At 65.8% G+C, this 21282-nt stretch carries 17 protein-coding genes and 2 pseudogenes; 6 read left to right on the forward strand and 13 right to left on the reverse strand.

Annotation, left to right across the window (positions count from 1 at the left end; genetic code table 11):
• Positions 1-69 precede the first annotated feature (69 nt).
• From ACNANG_RS16090 to ACNANG_RS16105, 4 genes and pseudogenes are all read left to right on the forward strand, one after another.
• A complete protein-coding gene (locus ACNANG_RS16090; protein WP_420223832.1) occupies positions 70-546 on the forward strand; it encodes an RNA polymerase sigma factor in 477 nt (158 codons plus the stop codon).
• A 58-nt stretch (positions 547-604) separates the two neighbouring features.
• Positions 605-1621: a FecR family protein gene (locus ACNANG_RS16095; protein ID WP_420223833.1), complete on the forward strand. Its 1017-nt coding sequence runs from the start codon at positions 605-607 to the stop codon at positions 1619-1621.
• A 60-nt stretch (positions 1622-1681) separates the two neighbouring features.
• On the forward strand, positions 1682-4168 hold the full coding sequence (locus ACNANG_RS16100) for a TonB-dependent siderophore receptor (RefSeq protein WP_420223834.1): 2487 nt from the start codon (positions 1682-1684) through the stop codon (positions 4166-4168).
• 423 nt (positions 4169-4591) lie between these two features.
• Positions 4592-6069: pseudogene (locus tag ACNANG_RS16105) on the forward strand (PepSY-associated TM helix domain-containing protein).
• Positions 6070-6138: 69 nt separating this feature from the next.
• Here the strand turns inward: ACNANG_RS16105 and ACNANG_RS16110 are convergent.
• Genes ACNANG_RS16110 through ACNANG_RS16120 form a run of 3 tightly spaced genes read right to left on the reverse strand, consistent with a single transcriptional unit; the run spans position 6139 to position 8578 of the window.
• Positions 6139-7119, reverse strand: coding sequence for a tripartite tricarboxylate transporter substrate binding protein (locus ACNANG_RS16110; RefSeq protein WP_420227560.1), 981 nt, complete (start codon positions 7117-7119; stop codon positions 6139-6141).
• A 41-nt stretch (positions 7120-7160) separates the two neighbouring features.
• Positions 7161-7439: a muconolactone Delta-isomerase gene (gene catC / locus ACNANG_RS16115; protein ID WP_420223835.1), complete on the reverse strand. Its 279-nt coding sequence runs from the start codon at positions 7437-7439 to the stop codon at positions 7161-7163.
• 11 nt (positions 7440-7450) lie between these two features.
• The gene (locus tag ACNANG_RS16120) at positions 7451-8578 is read right to left on the reverse strand and encodes a muconate/chloromuconate family cycloisomerase (protein ID WP_420223836.1); all 1128 of its coding nucleotides are present in this window, start codon (positions 8576-8578) and stop codon (positions 7451-7453) included.
• Between the two features lie 99 nt (positions 8579-8677).
• Between ACNANG_RS16120 and ACNANG_RS16125 the strand changes: the two genes are divergently transcribed.
• Positions 8678-9589 (forward strand): LysR family transcriptional regulator, encoded by a 912-nt coding sequence (locus ACNANG_RS16125; protein ID WP_420223837.1) that lies wholly within the window; start codon positions 8678-8680, stop codon positions 9587-9589.
• A 187-nt stretch (positions 9590-9776) separates the two neighbouring features.
• Here the strand turns inward: ACNANG_RS16125 and ACNANG_RS16130 are convergent.
• The 4 genes and pseudogenes from ACNANG_RS16130 to ACNANG_RS16145 form a co-directional block, all read right to left on the reverse strand.
• A pseudogene (locus ACNANG_RS16130) lies at positions 9777-10540 on the reverse strand (phytanoyl-CoA dioxygenase family protein).
• A gap of 252 nt (positions 10541-10792) precedes the next feature.
• On the reverse strand, positions 10793-11764 hold the full coding sequence (locus tag ACNANG_RS16135; protein ID WP_420223838.1) for a Bug family tripartite tricarboxylate transporter substrate binding protein: 972 nt from the start codon (positions 11762-11764) through the stop codon (positions 10793-10795).
• A 162-nt stretch (positions 11765-11926) separates the two neighbouring features.
• A complete protein-coding gene (locus ACNANG_RS16140; RefSeq protein ID WP_420227561.1) occupies positions 11927-12817 on the reverse strand; it encodes a Kdo hydroxylase family protein in 891 nt (296 codons plus the stop codon).
• A gap of 86 nt (positions 12818-12903) precedes the next feature.
• On the reverse strand, positions 12904-13452 hold the full coding sequence (locus tag ACNANG_RS16145; protein ID WP_420223839.1) for a TlpA disulfide reductase family protein: 549 nt from the start codon (positions 13450-13452) through the stop codon (positions 12904-12906).
• 8 nt (positions 13453-13460) lie between these two features.
• Between ACNANG_RS16145 and ACNANG_RS16150 the strand changes: the two genes are divergently transcribed.
• On the forward strand, positions 13461-14216 hold the full coding sequence (locus ACNANG_RS16150) for a DUF4197 domain-containing protein (protein WP_420223840.1): 756 nt from the start codon (positions 13461-13463) through the stop codon (positions 14214-14216).
• A 36-nt stretch (positions 14217-14252) separates the two neighbouring features.
• On the opposite strand, the gene ACNANG_RS16155 is transcribed toward ACNANG_RS16150, so the two are convergent.
• The 6 genes from ACNANG_RS16155 to ACNANG_RS16180 all read right to left on the reverse strand — a co-directional run bounded on the left by ACNANG_RS16155 (position 14253) and on the right by ACNANG_RS16180 (position 21247).
• Complete coding sequence (locus ACNANG_RS16155) at positions 14253-15947, reverse strand: PepSY domain-containing protein (protein ID WP_420223841.1); 1695 nt, start codon at positions 15945-15947, stop codon at positions 14253-14255.
• Positions 15948-15958: 11 nt separating this feature from the next.
• Positions 15959-18316 (reverse strand): TonB-dependent receptor, encoded by a 2358-nt coding sequence (locus tag ACNANG_RS16160; RefSeq protein ID WP_420223842.1) that lies wholly within the window; start codon positions 18314-18316, stop codon positions 15959-15961.
• 125 nt (positions 18317-18441) lie between these two features.
• Positions 18442-18801 (reverse strand): DUF2946 family protein, encoded by a 360-nt coding sequence (locus ACNANG_RS16165; protein ID WP_420223843.1) that lies wholly within the window; start codon positions 18799-18801, stop codon positions 18442-18444.
• A gap of 214 nt (positions 18802-19015) precedes the next feature.
• On the reverse strand, positions 19016-19687 hold the full coding sequence (locus ACNANG_RS16170) for a BON domain-containing protein (protein WP_420223844.1): 672 nt from the start codon (positions 19685-19687) through the stop codon (positions 19016-19018).
• Positions 19687-20277 (reverse strand): phosphoheptose isomerase, encoded by a 591-nt coding sequence (locus ACNANG_RS16175; RefSeq protein ID WP_179584471.1) that lies wholly within the window; start codon positions 20275-20277, stop codon positions 19687-19689. Before ACNANG_RS16175 ends, ACNANG_RS16170 begins: the two co-directional genes overlap by 1 nt.
• 133 nt (positions 20278-20410) lie before the next feature.
• Complete coding sequence (locus ACNANG_RS16180) at positions 20411-21247, reverse strand: YraN family protein (RefSeq protein WP_420223845.1); 837 nt, start codon at positions 21245-21247, stop codon at positions 20411-20413.
• Between the last annotated feature and the right edge of the window lie 35 nt (positions 21248-21282).

Raw genomic sequence — 21282 nt, forward strand, 5'->3', positions numbered from 1 at the left:
TTGCACTGCCGTTCCGTCCTGCCTTCCGGACGCGGCGCAGCTCCCACCTCCAACCGACCAGCTCATTCCGTGCCCGAGCGTTACTACAAAGAACTGCTACGGTATTTCACGCGCAAGTCAGGCGACGGCCATACCGCCGCGGACGTGGTGCAGGAAGCCTATGCGCGCATCTATGCGTTGCAGCACTCGGGCGGCGCTGTCCTGGAACCGCGCGCATTGCTCTATCACGCCGGGCGCAATATTGCGGCCACGGCTGCGGCGCGGCGGGCGGCGGAACAGCGGGTGCTGGACACCTTGGGCCTGGTGTCCGCCGACAGCCTGCCGTCGGTCGAGGGGCAGGTCATGGCCCGCCAGCAGCTCGATCGCCTGATGCAGCGCCTTGCCGTCATGCCTCCCAAGCGCCGCGCCGTGTTCATTCTGGTCAGGGTGCACGGGTATAGCTACGCAGAAGCTGGCGAACGGATGGGATTGAATGTCGGCGCGATCGAGCGGCATGTCATGCGCGGCATCCTGGACTGCTCGGGCGTGTCGGCGGCGCGCGGATGACGCGGGCGGCATGGCGCCCCCGCGTTCTGATGGCCCCACTTTTTTCGATGACCTGTCCATGACGTCCACGCTGCCTTCCCGTGCCATGATCGAAAGGGCGCTGCTGCTGGTCGGCCGCACGCACAAGGCCAGTCCCGACGTGGCGCAGGCCGCGCGCGAGGAACTTGCCAGATGGCGCGCCGGCAGCCCCGCGCACGCCCAGGCCGTGGCGGCGGCGGAACGCCTGTGGGCCGGCTCGGACGCCAGCGCGCTTCAGGGGACGTTACCGCTTCCGCACCGCCAGTCCCCCTCCCAGGCCGCGCGCCGCCGGACCTTGGGCATGCTGGGCGCGGGCGGCGTGGTGGCTGCCCTTGCCGGGGGCGGGCGATGGTACTGGCAACAGCCGCTGGAGCAGCTGGCCCTGTCGACCGGCAAGGCGCAGCAGCTGGATCGCACGCTGTCGGACCGGTCGGAGCTCAGCCTGGCCGCGCGCACGGCGTGCCAGGTTGCGGTTTACCGCAACCGCCGCGAAGTGCGCCTGGCGGCCGGCGAAGTCCGCTTCCGCGTCACCCATGATCCGGATCGCCCTTTCCTGGTCATGACCGACTGGGGACGGGTGCGTGTGCTTGGAACGATATTCACGGTCAGCGCCCGCGAAGGGCATATGCGCGTTGCCGTGGCGGACGGACGCGTTGGCGTGTGGCCCTACGGCGATGCAGGCGGATCGGCGGACACGCCAGGCGTACTGACGGACGATCCCCCGGTCGTGCTGCAAGCGGGTCAGGCCATCGACGTGGACAGGCACGGTCTGGGCGCGCGCCGCACGTTGCCGCCCGACGATGTGGGCGCGTGGCGTCAAGGCTGGCTGGTCTTCGACAACACGCCATTGCCGGAAGCCGTGGCCCGCTGGAACGATTACGTGCCGCAACCCTTTCTCTTGCGCGACCTGCCCCGGCTGCGCGAACTGCGGGTCAGTGGCAGCTTTCCGCTGCGCGATCCCCAAGCCTTTCTGCAGGGCCTGCCCGACATGTTGCCGGTCCGCGTGACGCGGGCCGCGGGCGAACCCGCCACCATCGAATTGCGCTCGCAAAAATAGTTGTCAGGGTTTGGGCGACTTCTTGGTCTTCTGCCTGAAACCCACCCAAGGACAAGGTCCATGATGCGACAACACTCCCTTGCAGCGCTGCCCGGCGCAGGCCCTGTGGCGCGTGCCAACCCGCGTGTCACCCCGCGTGCCGACACCGCCGCCACGCAGACGCTCTGCGCCATCGCCCTGGCATGCAGCGCCGCATTCGGCCTGGCGCTTGCGCCCAGCCCCGCAGCCGCGCAGAACGCCCCGTTGCCCACTACCCCGCTGTCGGTCGCCTTGCCGGCACAGCCGCTTGCGCAGACGCTGAACGCTTTGTCGCGGCAGTCGGGCGTGGCGATCGGGGCCGACGGCGCCTTGCTGGCAGGCAGGGCAGCGCCCGCACTGCAAGGCACCCTGACGCTGCAGCAGGCCCTCGACACGGCATTGCGCGGCAGCGGTCTGGTGCCGGTGCGCAGCGGGCCAGGCACGATCACGATCCAGCGCCAGGCGGCCGGCCCGGCAGGCGTTTCGACCCTGCCTGCCGTCAGCGTGACCGCCGACGCCATTGCGTCCGGCCTGCCGGCGCCGTATGCCGGCGGCCAGGTATCGCGGGGTTCACGCCTGGGTATCCTGGGCAACAAGGACATGCTCGACACCCCCTTCAGCGCCACGCAATACACGTCGCAACTGATCGAGGATCAGCAGGCGCAGAACCTGGGCGATGTCCTGGTCAATGATCCCGCCATTCGCAACACGTATTCGCGCGATGCGGGCCGAGACGAATTCAACATTCGCGGCTTCACGCTGTTCAACTACGACATCTCGTTCAACGGGCTGTATGGCATGTCGCCACGCGATTCCAGTTCGCTGATTGGCGTGGAGCGGGTCGATGTCCTGCGCGGTCCCAATGCCCTGCTGAACGGCATGGCGCCCGCCGGTTCGGTGGGCGGCGCCATCAACCTGGTGCCCAAGCGCGCCGGCCCGGATCCGCTCAATCGCGTGACCTTGTCCTACATGGAAGGCGGCCAGTTCGGCAGCCATGTCGACCTGGCCCGCCGCTTTGGCGAGAACAAGGAATGGGGCGTGCGGCTCAATGCCATCCGGCGGTCGGGAGATACGCCCGTGGACCACTCCAGTTCGGCGCTCAGCGCGGCTGCCCTTGGGGTCGACTACCAAGGCGACAAGGTGCGCCTTGAAGCCGACGTGAATTACCAGAAGCGCCGCACCGGCGCGCGCAGCGGGCTGTTGCTGCCGGATACCGGCGTGCCGATCGGCCGCGCGCCCGACAACAAAACGAACTTTCTGCCAGACTGGACATACTGGGACGTAAAAGAAGTGGCTGCCACGGTGCGCGGCGAAGTCGACATTTCGCCCGACGTGACAGCCTACGGCGCGGCAGGCGCCATGAACTATGACTTCACCAGCCTGCAGACCTCGTTCCTGCTGCAAAATCCCAATGGCAGCCTGGTCGGACGCCCCGTTCGCCTGAACCAGTATGTCGACACCCGCACCGCCGAAGGCGGCGTGCAGGGCAGATTCGCCACGGGCGGCCTGCAGCACGTCGCGGTCGCCAGTGTCAGCACGCTGACGCAGAACAGCGGCACGCGCCGTCAGAACGGGTCGGTGATTTCATCCAACCTGTATTCGCCGGTGTTCAACCCTCGGCCCGAGATCGCCATTGCCGACGGCGTTCCAAAAACGGGGCAGACACGACTGAACAGCATTGCCCTGGCGGACACGATATCGACGGCCGACCAGCGCATCCAGCTGACGTTGGGCGCCCGGCGTCAGCAAGTCGAATCCTCGAACTTCGATGCCGTGACGGGCAACCGCGTGGACCCGGGTTACAAGAAAAGCGCCGTGACGCCTGTCGCGGCGTTGGTGTTCAAGGTCACGCCGGTTCTGTCCGTGTATGGCAACTACATCGAAGGCCTGACCCAAGGGCCCACGGCGCCCGCCGATGCCGTCAACGCCAATCAGATGTTCCCGCCTTCCAAGGCCAGGCAGGTGGAGATCGGCACCAAATATGACTTTGGCCGGTTCGCCGCCACCTTCAGCGCGTTCCAGATAGAACGGGCCAACGGCTACCGCAACCCCGTCACCAACATTTTTGGCGTGGATGGTCAGCAGCGCAATCAGGGCCTGGAACTGGTGACGCAGGGCGAAGTCGCAACCGGCGTTCGCCTGCTGGCGGGCGCCGCCTTTACCGACGGCAAGCTGACGCGAACCGAAGGCGGGTTGAACGACGGCCGCAATGCGCCTGCCGTGCCCCGTCTGCAGTTCAATGCCGCTGCCGAATGGGATACGCCCTTTCTGGTGGGCCTGACACTGACCACGCGCGCCGTGCGGACCAGCTCGCAATTCGTCGATACCGCGAACGTCCAGCGGATTCCCGGCTGGACGCGTTTTGACGTCGGCGCCCGCTATCGCTTCGTGGCGGGCAAGACGCCCATCACGATTCGCGCCGCCATCGAAAACGTGACCGACAGGAACTACTGGCAGTCGGCGGCGCGCCAGGGGTTGACGATCGGCGCCCCGCGCACGCTGCTGCTGTCGCTGTCCGCGGATATCTAAGCGCAGCATGAATGCGGGCGGGAAATCCGCGGGTTGCACGGGCCCGCGCGCGTGCGCGGCGCGATGCGCCGTCGTGCTGTCATGCGCCTTTGCGCCGGCATGCGCCTTTGCGCCGCCGCGGCAGGGCGCATCGGGCGGGTCATTCACTTGATGACGCTCGCCCGTCGGAGCGTGCTCTGGCGCGCCCTTGTCGCGGTGGCGGGTGGCTACGCGGTGGCCAATGGGTTGCCGGTGCTGCTGGTGGCCGGGTGGGGCCTGGACCGTGTGGATGCGGTCCTGGTTGCGATGCAACTGAGCTTCCTGGTGTACGCCGGGGCGGTCATGTGGGTATTTGCTGCAGGCCGCGAACCCCCCGGGTTCCGTCAGTCGATGGCGGGGCTGCACACCTGGCTGGGGGTGCTGATGGGCTGGCTGCTGTACTTCATGTTCATCACCGGAACGATCGGGTATGTGGACACCGAAATCGACCGGTGGATGCGGCCGGAATTGCCGATGGCGGCCGTGTCGCAAACGCCGCAGGCGACGGATGCGTCGATTCGCCTGGCCACGGCCTACCTGGCCGAGCATGCGCACGGCGCGCGGCGTTGGAGCATCACCCTGCCGATCGACCGGAATACCCCGTATCTGGAAGTGGCGTGGCAGGCGGCGCGCGCCCCCGCGCCACCGTCCAGACCTCAGGCTCGGCCTACCTCGACCCGGCCACCGGCACCGAGCTACCCGTCCGCAGCACCGGCGGCGGGCAGGCGCTGTATCAGATGCACTGGAAGCTGCACTACCTTCCGCAGATGGCCAGCGAATGGATCGTCGGTATCGCAACCGTCGTCATGTTGATCGGCTTGCTCACCGGCATCGTCGTGCACAAAAAAATCTTCGCGGACTTCTTTACCTTCCGTTGGGGTAAGGGCCAGCGATCCTGGCTCGATGCGCACAATGCCGTCAGCGTCCTCACGCTGCCCTTCCAGGTGATGATCACGTATTCCGGCCTGGTCTTCGTCATGTTCACGCTCATGCCGCTGATCGTCGTCCCCTGGTACGGGCCGGGTGACACTGGTCGCGCCGCGTTCCTGAACGACGTCTTCGTGCCGCTGGCGCCGGCGGAAGCGTCCGGCCGCGCGGCAACACCGCTGCCATTGGACCGCATTGCCATGGACGCACACCAGCGCTGGGGCGCTGCGCCGATCGCCGCGCTGGACATCCGGAACCCCTACGATGCGAATGCAAGGGTCACCGTTGTCGGCGACTTTTCGGCCGGGCCGATGCGGGCGACCGACATCCTGGCCTATGACGGCATCACGGGGCAGCTCATGGCGGAACGCCCCGCCTGGCAGTCCGGCCCCAAGGCCTTTCGTGACCTGATGCTGGGGCTGCATGAAGGCCAGTTCGCGCCACCGCTCCTGCGCGTGCTGTATGTGCTGTCGGGCCTGCTGGGCGCCGCCATGATCGCCACCGGCATGGTGCTATGGACCGTCAAGCGGCGGCAACGTGCCGAGCGCGGCCGCCCGGTGCACCACGCAGGCCTGAGGCTGGTGGAACGGCTCAATGTGGCCGCCATCGTCGGGCTGCCCATCGCGATCGCCGCCTACTTCTGGGCCAACCGCCTTGTGCCGGCAGACCTTGCGGGCCGGGCGGCGGTGGAGGTGAATGTGCTGTTCGTGACCTGGCTGGTCCTGGCCATTCACGCGTCGCTGCGGCCGCTCCACCGCATCTGGACGGAACAGCTGGCGATCGCCGCCGCGGCGTACGGATTGCTGCCAGTGGTGAACGCGCTCACGACGGATCGCCATTTGGTACGGAGCTTCATTGACGGGGACGGGGTGCTGGCCGGGTTTGACCTGGCCTTGCTGGCGCTTTCGGCCACGTGGGCGGCGGCTGCGGTGCGCGTCAAGCACAAACGCGCATAAAAAACGCACCGTTGTCCGGTGCGCTGTTTGCGGGTCGACGCCACCTGGAATTGGTGGCGTTCATCATTCTTAATCCACCTTGATGTTCCGCTCGGTGATCAGCGCCTTGCCCTTCTTGGTTTCTTCCGCCAGATAGGTCTTCAGTTCCGCGGGCGATCCGCCGATGGGTTCCGCGCCGATGGATGCCAAGGTCGCCTGGACCTTCGGGCTCTTCAACGCTTCGCGCATCGACGCGTTCAGCTTGTCGATGATCGGCTGCGGCGTGCCGGCCGGGGCGAAGGCGGCGAACCACGGCGTCAGCTCGTAATTCTTCACGCCTGCTTCGGCAATGGTCGGCACGTTCGGCAGGGCGGCGGACCGCTTGCTGGTGGTGACGGCGATGGCGGTCAGCTTGCCGGCGTCGATGTGCGGCTTGGCCGAGGTGACGCTGTCGAACATGTAGTCGACCTGGCCACCCAGCATATCGGCAATGGCCGGGCCACTGCCCTTGTACGGGATATGCAGCAGGTTGGTGCCGGTCATGGACGCGAACAGCTCGCCCGCCAGATGGATGGACGTGCCGACGCCGGCCGACGCATAGGTGTATTTGCCGGGCGCGGCCTTGGCCTTGCTGATGACTTCCGCCACCGTCTTGACGTCATTGCGCTTGGGGTTGGTGACCAGCACGTTGGGCACGACGGCCAGCAGCGAGATCGGCGCGAAGTCGGCGATCGGGTCGTAGTTCATGCTGCGGTACAGGAAGGGATTCACCGCCATGCCGTTGGCCACGATCATGATGGTGTAGCCATCGGGCGCCGAACGCGCCACGCTGCTTGCGCCAATGTTCCCGCCCGCGCCAGGGCGGTTTTCGATCACGAAGGATTGGCCAAGCGATGCGCCCATGGTTTCACCCAGGGTGCGCGCGATGTTGTCCATGGCGCCGCCGGGCGGGAAGGGCACGACCCAGCGCACGGGGCGGTCGGGGTAGGTCTGCGCAAAGGCCGTGGGGGCCAGGGCGGAAGCAAGCGCAGTCAGCGCCAGCGCGCCGAGGATTCGGCGCGACGGGTTCAAAAGGGTCAAAACAGTCTCCGTTATAGGTAAAAGCTTGCGGTTCAGCGAATGGAAGAAGGATGTTGCGCCAGGGGCGTCACGTGGATTTCCATGTACGGGAACAGCGGCAAGCCGGACAGCAGGGTGTGCAGTTCATCGTTCGACTCGACATCGAACAGGCTGTAGTTGGCGTATTCGCCGACCACGCGATAGATCGCCTGCCACTTGCCCGAGCGCTGCAAGTCTTGCGAGTAGTTCTTTTCGCGCAGCTTGATGGCGTCGACATCGGCGGCGGGCAGACCGTGCGGAATCCGCACGTCCATACGGACCAGGAACATCATGGTGGGTCTCCTCAGGTGCCTTGCCGGCGGTAGTGCTTGAGCTTGTCGTCATCCAGCTCGAGCCCCAGGCCGGGGGTGGTGGGCACGGTCAATGCAAAATCGCGGAATTCGGGGCGGTTGACGACAATGTCGTCGGTCAGCAGCAGCGGGCCGAACAGTTCGGTGCCCCACGCCAAACGGGGCAGGGTGGCGAACACGTGCGCCGATGCAATCGACCCCACGCTGCCTTCGAGCATGGTGCCGCCGTACAGGGCCATGCCGGCGGCGTCGCCGACCGCGGCGGTGCGCACCAGGCCATGCAGACCGCCGGACTTGGCGATCTTGAGCGCCAGCACGTCGGCCGCGCCAAGGCGGGCGATGTCCAGCGCGTCTTCCGGGCTGTGCACGGCTTCGTCCGCCATGATCGGCACGACGAAACGCGCGGCCAGCCGGGCCATGCCGGCAAGATGGGCACGCGGCAAGGGCTGCTCGATCAGGTCGACACCATTGGCTTCCAGCTGGGCAATCGCGCCCGCCGCTTCGGCTTCATTCCAGGCCTGGTTCACGTCCACCGTCACGCGGGCGCGGTCACCCAGGGCGCGCTTGATGGCGCATACGTGGGCCACATCGTCGACCACGGCGCGGCGGCCGATCTTGAGCTTGAATGTGTTGTGCCGGCGTGATTCCAACAGGGACTCGGCTTCCGCAATGTCGCGCTGCGTGTCGCCGCTTGCCAGGGTCCAGAGCACGGGCAGGCGCTCGCGCACGGCGCCGCCCAGCAGGGTGGACACCGGCACGCCCAGGCGCTTGCCCTGCGCGTCGAGCAGCGCGGTCTCCAGCGCGGATTTGGCAAAGGTATTGCCCCGCGCGGTATGGGCCAGCCTGGCCATCGCGGCATGGATATTGGTGGCGTCGCGGCCGACCAGCGCTGGCGCCAGGTAGGTGTCGATGTTGAGCTTGATGCTTTCCGGACTTTCCTCGCCATAGCTCAGCCCGCCGATGGTGGTGGCTTCGCCAATGCCTTCGATACCGTCCGAGCAGCGCAGACGCATGATCACCATCGACTGCGTGTTCATGACGGTCATCGCCAGCTGGTGGGCGCGAATCGTCGGCAGGTCGACAATCAAGGTTTCTACTGCGACAACGTTAGGGTGATCCATACTTTTTTGATCGGAAGGGTCGATCTGGCCAAGTATGCGTAGTGACGCTGCGGTCGTCCAAGACTATATTTGTCGTTTGCCATACTCTGAAGGTATCGAATGGACCTCCGGCAATTGCGATATTTCCAGATGGTGGCGCAGGAACTCAACGTCACCCGCGCCGCCGCGCGCCTGCACATGGCGCAGCCGCCGCTCAGCCGGCAGATCAAGAGTCTGGAAGAGGATCTGGGCGTGGCCTTGTTCGACCGGTCCGAACGGGCGCTCAAGCTGACCGAGGCGGGCCGCTTCCTGCTGGAACAATCGCTGCAGCTGACACTGCGCTTCCAGGAGATGGTGGAGGGCACGCAGCGCATCGGACAGCAGGGGCGGCGCTGGTTCGGCATCGGCTTCGTGCCGTCGACGCTGTACGGCTTTGTGCCGGAACTGATCCGCCGCGTGCGCAGCGCCGATCCGCAGGTCGAAGTCGGCCTGTCGGAAATGACGACGCTGCAGCAGATGGACGCCCTGAAGGCCGGCCGGATTGATGTCGGCTTTGGCCGCATCCTGTTCGATGACCCGGCCATTGAACGCACGGTATTGATGGCCGAACCGCTGGTGGCCGTGTTCCCGCACGCCCACCCGCTGTTGCTGCGCAAGGGCGACGCGGGGGTGACGGCGGCCGACCTTGCGCCTTTGCCCTTCGTGCTGTATCCGGCGCGGCCCCGTCCCAGTTATGCCGACCACGTGCTGGCGCTGTTCCGCGCGGCCGGTCATACCTTGAACATCGTGCAGGAAGCCAACGAACTGCAGACCGCAATCGGCCTGGTGGCGGCGGGCTTGGGGGTTACGGCGGTGCCGGCGTCGGTGCGGCGGCTGCATCGGGACGACATTGGCTACGCACCGCTGATCACCCCGGGATTTTCATCACCCGTGATCGTCAGTTATCGGCGTGATGACCGGTCCGCTTTTTTGAAGCAGGCCGTGGCGCTGGCCGGGACGTTGGCCGCGGCACAGGCCGGGGAAAGCACGTAGCCGGCTGCACACTGTGCCGGCATTACCTTTGCGCCGACCGGCGGGCGGCATCCGCGGGCATTGTCCCAGTGGCATTGTCCCAGCGGCATCACCCCAGCGGCACTGTCCCAGCGGCATTGTCCCAGCGGCATCACCCTGGCGGCATCACCCCAGTGGCATCACCCCCGCCAGCATCACCCCAGCAGCGTCACCCCAGCCGCACGCTGCCCTTGGCGGCCGACCGCGTGCCCGGCACCGGGTGGTTGCTGGCCGCGTGGTAGGTGAACACGGCCGAGAATTTCACCTGATCGCTCAGGTTCCGTCCGGCCGCGTGCAACGTATTGCTGTGGAAGAACATGATGTCCCCCGCATTCAATTCGGGCACGACGGCACGGGCGATCAGCGCCTGGTTGTCGGGCAGGTCATCCCGCAAAAAGATCTTTTCGTCGAAGCGCGTTGCGGCGATCGCTTCGGTATGTGAGCGCGGCACCAGATGCAGCCCGCCGTTGTGATCATTTTCCGGACCCAGCGCCACCCATACCGACACCATGTCGGGCCGGTCAAACGCCCAATACCGGAAGTCACGATGCCATCCGGTCAGGCTGCCGTAGCGGGGATGCTTGGTCATCACACAGTTGTGATGCGCCAGGGACAAGCAGGCAGGCTCGTTGAAGTACGCCTGCATCCATTCGCGGATCGGGGCACTGGTCGCCCAGGTCCGGTAGGCCTCGTTGCGCGACCAGGCGTCGAGCAGACGGCGCACGGTGCCGCCCCCTCGTCCGCGTGCGAAGCGGGTGCGCCCGGGTAGCCCAGGTCGGCTTCCAGTTCCAGCGGTTCGACGCGCGCGTCCAGATCCGCCTGAGCCAGGCGCCGCAGCTTGGCCACCTGGCCGGCATCAAGCATGTTCCGCACCACCACCAACCCTTCCTGGCGGAGGGTGGCGACCTGATCTTCGAGAGACTCGGAATGCATGGTCTGTACTTCGGTATTCGAGGGGATAACCGACTAGGATACGCTCATCGCGACGAGTCGTCAGAGCATGGCAAGGCGCGACGCACGGCAGCGCGCACGGCGTGTATCGGCGGCCAGGCAGCAGACGCGAAAACGGCCCGACAAGGCGGGCCGCAAGGTGTAGTCCGGGACCGCGGCGCGGGCATGCCCGCCGCAGTCAGCGCGGCAATGCGGTAGCTGCAATCACCGCATTGCCGCAGTCACACGTTCCGCCTATTCCACTGTGATGTTGTTGCTCTTGACCAGCGCGCCCCAACGCGTCGTTTCCTTCTGGATGAAGCTGGCAAATTCCGCGGGCGTGCTGCCCACCGGGTCCAGGCCCAGCTTTTCCAGTTTGCCGCGCGTTTCGGCATCGTTCACGGCAACCTTCACTTCCTTGGCCAGACGGTCCACCACGGCGGCCGGCGTGCCCTTCGGAACGAAGAAGCCGTTCCACTCCAGCACGTCAAAGTCCTTGAAGCCGTTTTCCTGGATCGTCGTGACCTCGGGCAGCGCTGCCATCCGCTTGGCGGACGTGACGGCGATTGCCTTGAGACGGTTGGACTGGACATAACTCAGGCCCGATGCGGCATTGGCAAAGTAGGCATCCACCTGCCCGCCCATCACGTCTGCCAGCGCCGGTGCGCCGCCCTTGTACGGAACGTGCAGCATGTCCAGCTTGGCCTGGTTCTTGAGCAGTTCGCCCACCAGATGGGCCGGACTGCCCGCGCCGTACGACGCGTAGGTCACCTTGCCAGGATTCTTCTGGGCGTAGGCCAGGAATTCCTTGAAGTTGTTGTAAGGGGCCTTGGGCGGCACGACCAGGATATTGGGCACGCTTACGGCAAGCGACACCGGGATCAGATCCTTGGCGGCGTCGAAGGGCATCTTGCGCAGGACGGGGTTCACCGCATAGGTCGATGCGTCATACAGCACGGTATAGCCGTCGGGGTCGGCCTGGGCGACGGCCTGGCCGCCGATCATGCCGCTTGCGCCCGGGCGATTGTCGATCACTACCGTCTGGCCCAGCGACTTGCCCATGGTCTGCGCCAGGATGCGCGCCGCGTTATCGGCGCCGCCGCCGGCCGAATACGGCACGATCAGCCGGATGGGTTTGGTGGGCCACGCTTGCGCGAAAGCAGGGGCGGTAGCGCCCAGGGCGGCCACGGTCAGGCCGACAGTGGCCAGGGTCTTGATGAAAGTCATCGTGTCTCCGATGGTGTTGAAAATTCTTGGGGGTGGGGCAAACGCAAGCCCGAACATGCCAGACAGCCTGTGCGATGCGCCAATGGGGCGGGGGCCGGTGCTGATGTGAAGCCAGCGGGTTTCGCGGCCGGCATCCCTCCGCGCTGGGGTTCCGTTCCGGGCCTACGCTCGCGACGCGATCCCGGCCTGCCGCGCCAGCACGTGCTGCGGCGACAGTTCCGGATGGGCCATGGCGGTCAGCGGCATCATGTAGGTCTGTTCCAGCATGAACTGACCCGTCATGGCGGCGTGCGGCGTCTGGTCCGAAAAACAGATCCAGGTGCTGCCCGGCGGAAAGTCGAACGCTTCCTGTTCGCCATGGGCCTGGTAGTCGGCGTCTGCCTTCATGCGGTCATGCATCTGCAGCATCAGGTGATCGTAGGCGCTGCGGCGCGTTTTGGTGATGTGCAGGTGGTGCATCAGCCAGGCCAGGCTGGGGCGGAACGGCGTCGCGCCCGGCACGAAACGCGCTGCCAGCGATTCGAAATCCTGCCCCACGCGCCACTGGCGCGATTGCCCGTGCGGGTTGATGTTGTTGAAGACCCGCAGAATGCGTTGCTCACCCGTTGGCCGCGACGGAAACGCATCGACGTGCAGCCGCGTGTCGTCCTTGCGCCACGACGGCTTCCACGTGCCGATGCGATGCAGGCGCAGGCTGGTCGTCGGCTTGTGCAGGCTGTCCAGATAGCCCGGCACGAGGTGGGACAGCAACGCGCGCGTGGACGTGTAGTAGCGCTTGACCAGCGCGGCAATTGCGTCCTTGCGCGCACCATCCACCACCACGCCGGTCAGCACGCCTGTGGTGGCGTTCAGGCTGATGTTCTTGCGTTTGGGGTCGACCAGGGCGGGGTCGAGCAGAGCCAGTTCGGCCGGACTGAGCGTGAACGCCAGTCTGGGAAAATAGAGCACCTTGCCACGTTCCAGTTCGTCGATCGGGGACGCGCCCGGATGGCTGGCCGGGGCGGCATCCCAGTCCTGAAGGTCGAAGGGAACGATGCGGCTGGAACGGGTCATGGGCGTGGGCGGCGGGGCAAGGGCGGGCGACGGGCCAACAGCCGGGTCATGTTGCCCGGTCATGGCCTGTGTATCGAGGCGACCCGTCAACCTGCCAGCGCCTTTTCTATCGTTGCGTGGAATTCGGCTTCGTCGGGCTCGCCAAGGTAACGTTTGATGATGTTGCCCTGCTTGTCGATCAGGAAGGACGTGGGCGTCAGCTTGACGTCCTGGAAGGCTTTGGCAATGTCGCCGACCGGATCGAGCGCCACCTTGAAAGGCAACTGCCGCGTCTCGGCAAAATTGAGCACGTAGTTGGCGGGGTCGTAGCTCATGGCGACCGCCACCATGTCGTAGCCTTTGGGCGCATACTTCTTGTAGGTCTCGACCATCATCGGCATTTCTTTCACGCACGTGACGCAGCTGGTGGCCCAGAAATTGACCAGCACCACCTTGCCGCGCAGGCTTTCGGTCGTGAACTTTTCGCCCTGGATGGACGTGAATGTCGTTTCAGGCGCCTTGCTCGACGGCGCCAGAGCGAACCAGGCGCCCGCGGCCGCAATTGCGGCCACGGCGGCGACCGCGATAAGCTTGGCCGCCCCGCGCTGCGCGCGGCTCGTTACCGGATAGCCCCGAGAGGCAGACAATGAAGACATATCGGTCCATGCACCTAAGTGAGTCTGGCCAGGCCCGGCAGTTGGCGGAGGCGGGAAATGCCATCGACACGCGCCGCCGGGATATCCTTGGCATTATAGGCCTCGTCGCCCTGGGCGGCGCCTTGCTGTCGCCGCGCCGTGTCCTGGCGGCCAGCCTGTCCAGCACCGAAGCGTCGGCCGGCCTGAAAGAAGCCCTGCTCAAAGGGTCGGACACCGCGGTCAGGCTGCTGGGTCAGCCAGGCGGTTTCCTGGACAACGCCAAGGTGCGCATCCCCTTGCCCGAAGGCCTGAAAAAGGCGCAGGCCGTGCTGCGGATGATAGGGCGCGGCCAGCAGGCCGAAGAACTCGAAGTCGCCATGAACCGCGCGGCCGAATCGGCGGTGCAGGAAGCCAGGCCACTGCTGGTCAACGCCGTGCAGACCATGACGGTGCAGGACGCCAAGGGCATCCTGACGGGCGGCGACGATTCGGTCACGGCCTATTTCAAGGACAAGACCCAGGCGCCGCTGGCGCAAAGGTTTCTGCCTATCGTGTCCAAAGAGATCGACAAGCTGGGCCTGGCGCAGATGTACAACCAGTACGCCGGCCAGGCCGCGCAGTTCGGCGTGGTGCGCAAAGAAGACGCCAACGTGCAGCAGTACGTCACGCGCAAGGCATTGGATGGCTTGTACCTGATGATCGGCGAGCAGGAACGTAGCATCCGCGCCGACCCGATCGGCACCGGCAGTGCGATCCTGAAGAAGGTGTTCGGGGCGGTCAAGTAGGCGGGGGCGCAGGCACGCCCCCGTGCCTTGCGCCGGTCAAGCCGGCGACGTCTTCAACTTGCGGCCCAGCCGCCGCCAGCCGATCACCACCCCCGTCACGCTCAGCGCCGCGCCGCCCAGGCTCAACAGGATCAGCAGCGTGTCCCACAGCGGACGCCGATCCAGCAGCGGCAACCAGTCCCAGCTATGCAACATGGCGAACAGCCAGCGGCTGAGCCGCCGGGCATCATCGGTCTGGCCGATGACCGAGGCCGTGCGCGGGTCGATGTGCACCCAGGTGTGGGACGGATCGTCAAAGCGCACCCGCAAAATCGGCAAGGGCTTGTCGGTGCCGCCCGTCATGGTGTGGTCGTCGCGAGCGTAGTAATAGGTGTCGTAAGCGACCAGGCGGTCAATGCCCGCGACCGGCGCGGTCATCAGCCTCGCCGCCGCGGTGGTAATGGCGCCTTCGTCAAAGTGGATGGCGCTGGCCGTCCGGGCGTCGAGCACCTGCGGCACGCCTAAAGCCGCGCTCGCCAACACAATGGGTCGACCCATGGCATACGTCCAGCGCAGTTCGCGAACGGCGCCATCGCCACTTGCCATCAACAGGTTGCGGATCGACGCGTGGGAGCTTCCTGGACCGTAGAACGCATGGGCCGGACCCTGTTGGGCGCCGGCACCGCTGGCGCCTGGGCCGCCCGCAGCATCTGCCTGCAGGCGCCCGCCGTGCATGGCCTCGACCTGCAACGCCGGCCCGCTTGCGCTGAACATCTTCCACGGGTTCATGGACATCCATCCGCTGAAGATCCAGGTGATCGTGATGGCTGCGAACAGCAGGCCGCTGATGTGATGCCAGCGCATCATCGGACCGGTATAGGGCGACCGCGATCCGGTGCGATAGACCCGGCCAAAGCGCCACCGCAGGATGCCGACGACCGTGCCCGTGAGCGCCACTGCCAGACCCAGCACCGACAGTGTATTGACGATCCCGGACCAATACGGATCGAAGACGTTGCCACGGAACGGGTAGAGCCAGTGGATCCAGGCGCCTGCGTAATTCCAGAACCGCTCGGTGCGCGGCGCATCGCGGACCACCTCGCCCGTGCGCCCGGAAATGTAGAGGCGGGTGCGGTTCGTGTCCGCGACGTCCACCACATGCAAGGGGCGATGTGCGTCCAGGCCCCGGGAGTGCGAGAAGGCGTCTTCATTGATCTCGCCCAGGTAGGTCATGGATGGATGAACGGGACTGGGGTTCGCATTCGCATTGGCATCACTACCCACACCACCAGCACCTGCCTTCATGCGTACCGGACCCAACGCGTCGGCGCCTGCCCACGCGGCCGCGCTGGCAAGCGCCACCTCGCGCGTCGTGGCGGGCAGGCGCTTGCCAGTCACCGCATCGACCACGATCGCGCCCCGCCCGGGCGATGCGTCATGTCCGCCACGCGCGCCACCGGGTGTGGCCTGCGGCTCCACCAGATACACCGGCAGCCTGGCCCGCGCGCGTGCCAAGCGCAAGTCGCGCAGCGGGCCCTGTATCCCCGCCGCAACCAGTGCGTCGTCGGGGCCCAGCAGCGGCACCTGCGCATCCAGCACCGGCAAGTGCGCCAGCCGTTCCGCCGTCGTCAGCTTGGGATAGCCGACGTACATCATGACGACGCCCGACACGAACCACATGGCAAAGAACAGGCACGCCGTGATGCCCATCCAGCGGTGAATCAGGAACAGCCAGCGTTTGGCGCGGTGCATGGCGGCGATCCTCAGAACGACGCGCGCAGCGTCAGGTCTGCGGTGCGTGGCGCGCCCAAGTAGACCTGGCCCGTGCCCGCGTTGGCGGCATACACCCGGTCCGTCAGGTTGCGAATGCGTCCGGTCAGCGACATGGCCTTGCTGAATTGCCAGCTTACGCCCACATCAACCAGTGTGTAGGCAGACCACGTCGCTGTGTTGGCGGCGTCGGCATACACCCGTCCAACGTGCCGCACGCCCACGATTCCCGTCCACGCCGGCGCGAACGCGTACGACGTCCACACATTGGCCACGAACGACGGCGTGTTGTTGGGCGTCTTGCCCGCCAGGGACACGCCGCCCTGCGTGAAGGTGTCATAAGTCGCATTGACCAGGGTCACGTTGCCTTGCACTGCCCAACGGGACGTCGGCCGCAAGGCCAACGCCGCCTCGATCCCCTTTGAACTCTGTTCGCCCACGGGCAATGTCAATGCGCTGTTGTTCGGATCTTGCGTGGCAATGTTCTTGCGAGTGATGTGATACGCGGCCAGGGTAGCAGTCGCCTTGCGGTCCCAGAAATCGACCTTGCTGCCGACTTCGACCTGCTTGCCGGTGGTGAGCTTGCTGTTGTTGATAACGTCGGCAAATGACGCCGTCGACAGCACCCCCGAAGGAGGATCCGCCGCCGTTGCATACTGCACATACAGATTCGCGTCTTGCGTGACGTCCCACACCAGGCCAATCCGCCCGGTAGTGGGTGAGTAGGACCTTTCATAACTGGCCGGTGCGGCCGCCGTGACCGCGCGCCGGTTGGTCAGATCCAGGTCGATGCGTTCATGCCGCAACGCTGTCACAAGGTTCAGGGTGGGGAGCAGGGCGGTGCGGTTTTCCAGATACACCGCCAGCGTCTCGATCCTGACGTCGCGATCCGGATTGAAGCCCGGTGACGTCCCCGGGATCTGATAGAAATCACCCGGCGTGAACTGGTAGGGGTCCACGGTGTTGATGGTGCCGGCCAGGCTGTTCGGGAAGCGCGTCTGACGGTTCGTGCTGACATCGGCGCCAACCGCCCAATCGCTTTTGCGTCCAAACAGCGTGCCTTGATACAGCGCATCGACACGGTCACCGATCAGTTGCTGGTCGTGCCGTTGAAGCAGTGCGCCGGAACGTTGGATCGACCGGTTATCGGGCGTATAGCGATAGGTCTCGACATTCCGGTAATCGCGCAATGCGTCATACACATAGAAGGTGTTGGTCAGCTTGAGTGTGTCGGTCGCCTTCCATTCCGTGATCGACCGCAGCCATTGGACCCGCTGCTGATACAGCCCGTCGGCCACGTTGTAGTTCTTGGAGCGCGTGCCCTTGTCGATGGTCAATTCCCCCGAGGCCGGATTCAGCACCGGGGTTCCCCAGTAAGGGCGATCCACATGTTCCGCCTGGTACTCATAGGCCAGCGTGTGGGTCAGGCCTTGACCCAGGTCCGACAGCAACGATGCCGCAACCTGTGTGGATCGCGTGCCCGTGCCGGCCGTCCAGCTGTTCGCATCACGGTGGTTCACATCGATGCGCGCGTAATGGTTGACGGCGCCTTCGCCATCGCCCGCAATCCGGCGGTTCAGGCCGAACGACACTTCCTTCAGGCCGTAGCTGCCGAAACGTACCTGCGCATCGCCAAGGTCCTCGCGCTGCGCAAGCCGGGTGATGTAGTTGATCGATCCGCCCACGGCGCCCGAGCCATACAGGAAGCTGGATGGCCCGCCGATCACTTCGACCCGGTCATAGATCCAGCTGTCCACCGGTCTGGCTGCAATGCCGTAGTGCACGTTGATGCCATTGAACAACTGGCTGAGCGAACTGCTGTTGAAGCCTCGATAGCTGACGCCGATACTGCCTGGCGCGCTGTGCGCGGTAATGCCTGGCACGGCGCGAAGGATTTCCTGCGTGTCCAGCGCGCCGCGCAAGTCAATCGCCCCCCGATCGACCACGGTGACGGACGCTGGCGTTTCGCGCGGTGTCAGGCCCAGGCGGCTGGCGGTGTCGGACGGCGTGTCCAGATTCAGGTTGCCCAATCCCGCCGCTGGAGGCGCGTCGGCTTCCACGGTGATGGTGGAGAGCGTGGCGGGTGAGCTGGAAGCGGGCGCGGCCTGAGCGGCCTGGACGGGAGTCGCAGGCGCGGCTGAAGACGATGTCCGTGGCGTTGCCTGTGATGCATCAGGCAACTCGGCAGACTGTGCCTGCGCCAGGCCGGGCGCACCGGTGCCCGCAAGCAGGGTGATCGCAAAGGCAAGGGCGGTCGGCCGAAAGGCGGCAGGTCGATGGGTGAGAGCGGACGGGCTGGACGGGTGGAGCGGGCGCGCGGACGCGGCACAAGGCAGACGCAAACGGGACATGGCAAACCTGATCGGGACGTATCATCGCCCGCGCGGCGGGGCCGGCGGTGCGAAACACGAGGCAAGAAAGACGCAGTCGGAAACCGGACCCGCAGGAATCCGTCACGACCGCACGAGCGTCGAGGTCAGGTGAGCGAGGGAGGTCCTCGCGCCGGAAGCGGCGCGAGGGTCGCGGCCGCAAGGCGGGCCGCTGGAATGGACTTGAGGACGTAGGCGAGCGGGTCGGACGTCCGCGTTACCATCGTAGGCGTGGGCATCAGGCCGACCGGTGCGAAGCACAGCGGGCAATCCATGACCATACGATCCGTGTCGCCCGCCGACGAATCCTGGTCATGCACGACGATCTTGACCGCGCCCGCACCCGAGCAGATCACATCGAACAGCGCGGGCTTGATGATCGGCGTCGCAATCGCTGCCCCCAGCGTCATGGCGAACCAAAGCAGCACGGAAAGGTGCAGAAAGCGAAAGGTCCGGAGGGCTTGCATGGGGCGGATCATCCCCCGGGGAAGTACGTAGCGTCAAGCGACGACCACTCGACAGTGAAGCGACAGTCGTTAGCAGGCGTGACTTGCGGCGGCGTGCGGGATAGCCTGGGCCCGACCGCGCGCGGGCGCATTACCGTCAAGGCTGCTGGCTATCGGACAGCACCACCTGCCGCAATACTGCAGCTGGCAGTGCTGCGAGGCCAGGCCAGGCTCCTTACTTCGCGCCGGGTGCGTTCTTGGCGGCTTCGTCCTGCTCGGCCTTGACCTTGGACAGATCGGCCAGCTCGGCTTCGGTGATGTAGTCGAACACCTTCACGACCTTGGTCACCCCGCTGACACCGGCCGCAATCGACGCCGCGCGCTTGCCTTCACGTTCGGTGACCCGGCCCATCAGGTACACGGTGCCGCGCTGCGTGTTGATCAGGAAGGCGTTGGCGAACAGGTCCTTGGCGTCGATCAGCGATGCCTTGACCTTGCCGGTAATGAGGGTGTCGTTGGAACGGGTGGTAAGCGAGCTGGGCGGGCCCACCTGCAGTTCATTGACCACCGACCGCACGTTTTCGATCGTGGACGCCTGCAGTTCGGCATCGGCCTTGGCGGCGTCATTGGGCACTTCACCGGTCAGCAGGACCTTGCGGTTGTACGCGTTGATGACGACGTGGCCCTTGTCGCCATAGCGGCCCGAAATGCGGTTGCTGGACTTGAGTTCGATGCTCTGGTCTTCGACCTGATTGCCCATGGTGCGGCGGTCGGTTGCTGCAAACGTGCCCATGACCGCGCCGCCCATGATGATGGGAATGCAGCCGCCCACGGCCAGTGCGCCAGTGGCGATGGCAAGGGCGACCGCGATCGGGCGGGCGAGCGTCAGCAGAGGGGAGTGCGGCATTACATGTCTCCGAGCAATTGGGCATCGATACCGTCGCATATGGCATGCAACAGCAGGATGTGGACTTCCTGGATCCGCAAAGTGCGGTCGTGAGGGACGCACAGGTGAACGTCGGTCTCGGCCAGCATCGCGCCGATCTGCCCGCCACCCTTGCCGGTCAAGGCGATCACGTGCATCTCACGTGATTGCGCAGCTTCGATCGCCTGGATGACGTTGGTTGAATTGCCGCTGGTCGAAATCGCCAGCAGCACGTCGCCGGGCTGTCCCAGTGCGTTCACCTGCTGAGAGAAGACCCGGTCATAGCCAAAGTCGTTCCCCACCGCAGTCAGGATGGAGGTGTCGGTATTCAGCGCGATGGCCGCCAGCGGAAGGCGTTCGCGCTCGAAGCGGCCGACCAGCTCGGCCACGAAGTGCTGGGCGTCGGCGGCCGAGCCGCCGTTGCCGCACGCCAGAATCTTGCCGTTGTTGGTCAGCGTGTGGAAACACGCGTCCACGGCGGCAGCCGTTGGCGCGGGCAGCACGTCTTGCGACTGCTCGAAAAGCGCGATGGCGTCACGAAAATGAGCGGAAATGCGGGCAGAAAGGTCCATGCGCGGATTATCTCATGTGGCCGGATGGCGGAAACGGGCGTCATTCGCCCAAAGTGTGTCCACTGTAACCGGCCTCGGGCCGCGCTGTCCCTTTCGGGGCGAGCTGCTCTTACCGCTGTCCTTACCGCTGTCGTTATTCAACCGCCCCGAACGCGCCCCGGAACCAGTGCAGCCCCTGCGCGTCCTGGGTTACCACGTCGAACCGGCAGGGCGGCAGCGGACCTTTCCAGCGATACATCAGGTAGAACTGCGCGGCACGCTGCACCCGGCGCTGTTTGGCCCTGCCCACGCTGGCTGCGGCTCCGCCAAAGCGGGATGCCGCCCGATGGCGGACTTCCACAAACACCAGGATGTCGCGGTCCATCATGATCAGATCGATTTCGCCTTGCCGGCACGCCAGGTTGCGGGCGATCAGCACCAGGCCGCTTTGCTCCAGCAGGCCAAGGGCTGCGTTTTCGGCGGCGTCCCCCACGCGCTGCGTGGGCGATCGCCTGGATTCGGACGGCGTTTCGGCACTGCCGGGCCGCTTGCCGGATGCCTTGCGCTGCCGCCGGCGCCGCGCCCGGCGCTGCGCAACGCGGGCGGCGTCGAAGTCGCCGTGGTGGATGAGGGGGACCGAGGCGATGCAGGACGGGGCGTCGGGTGGAGGTGCATCGGCTGCGGGCGCATCGGCTGCGGGCGCATCGGCTGCAAGGGCAGCTGATGTATCGCCAGCGAGTATAAGCATGTCGCCTGCAGGGGCATCGGGTGCGGAGGCAGCCCTTGTGGGGGCATCCGGTGCAGATGAAGCCGATGCTGGCGCATTGGGTGCGGGCGCATCGGGTGCGGGCGCATTGGGTACTGGCGCATCGTGTGCGGGCGCATCGTGTGCGGGCGCATCGGGTGCGGGCGCATTGAGTGCGGGCGCATACGGGTCCAATTCAGCGACGTTGTAGCTGGCCCCATGCGGCTCGAGCCGAACGACGGTCATGTCGGCAACCCCGGGCCTGGAAGCCAAGGGGCCGG

Source organism: Pigmentiphaga litoralis (genome assembly GCF_048632615.1).
Lineage (GTDB): Bacteria > Pseudomonadota > Gammaproteobacteria > Burkholderiales > Burkholderiaceae_B > Pigmentiphaga > Pigmentiphaga litoralis_B.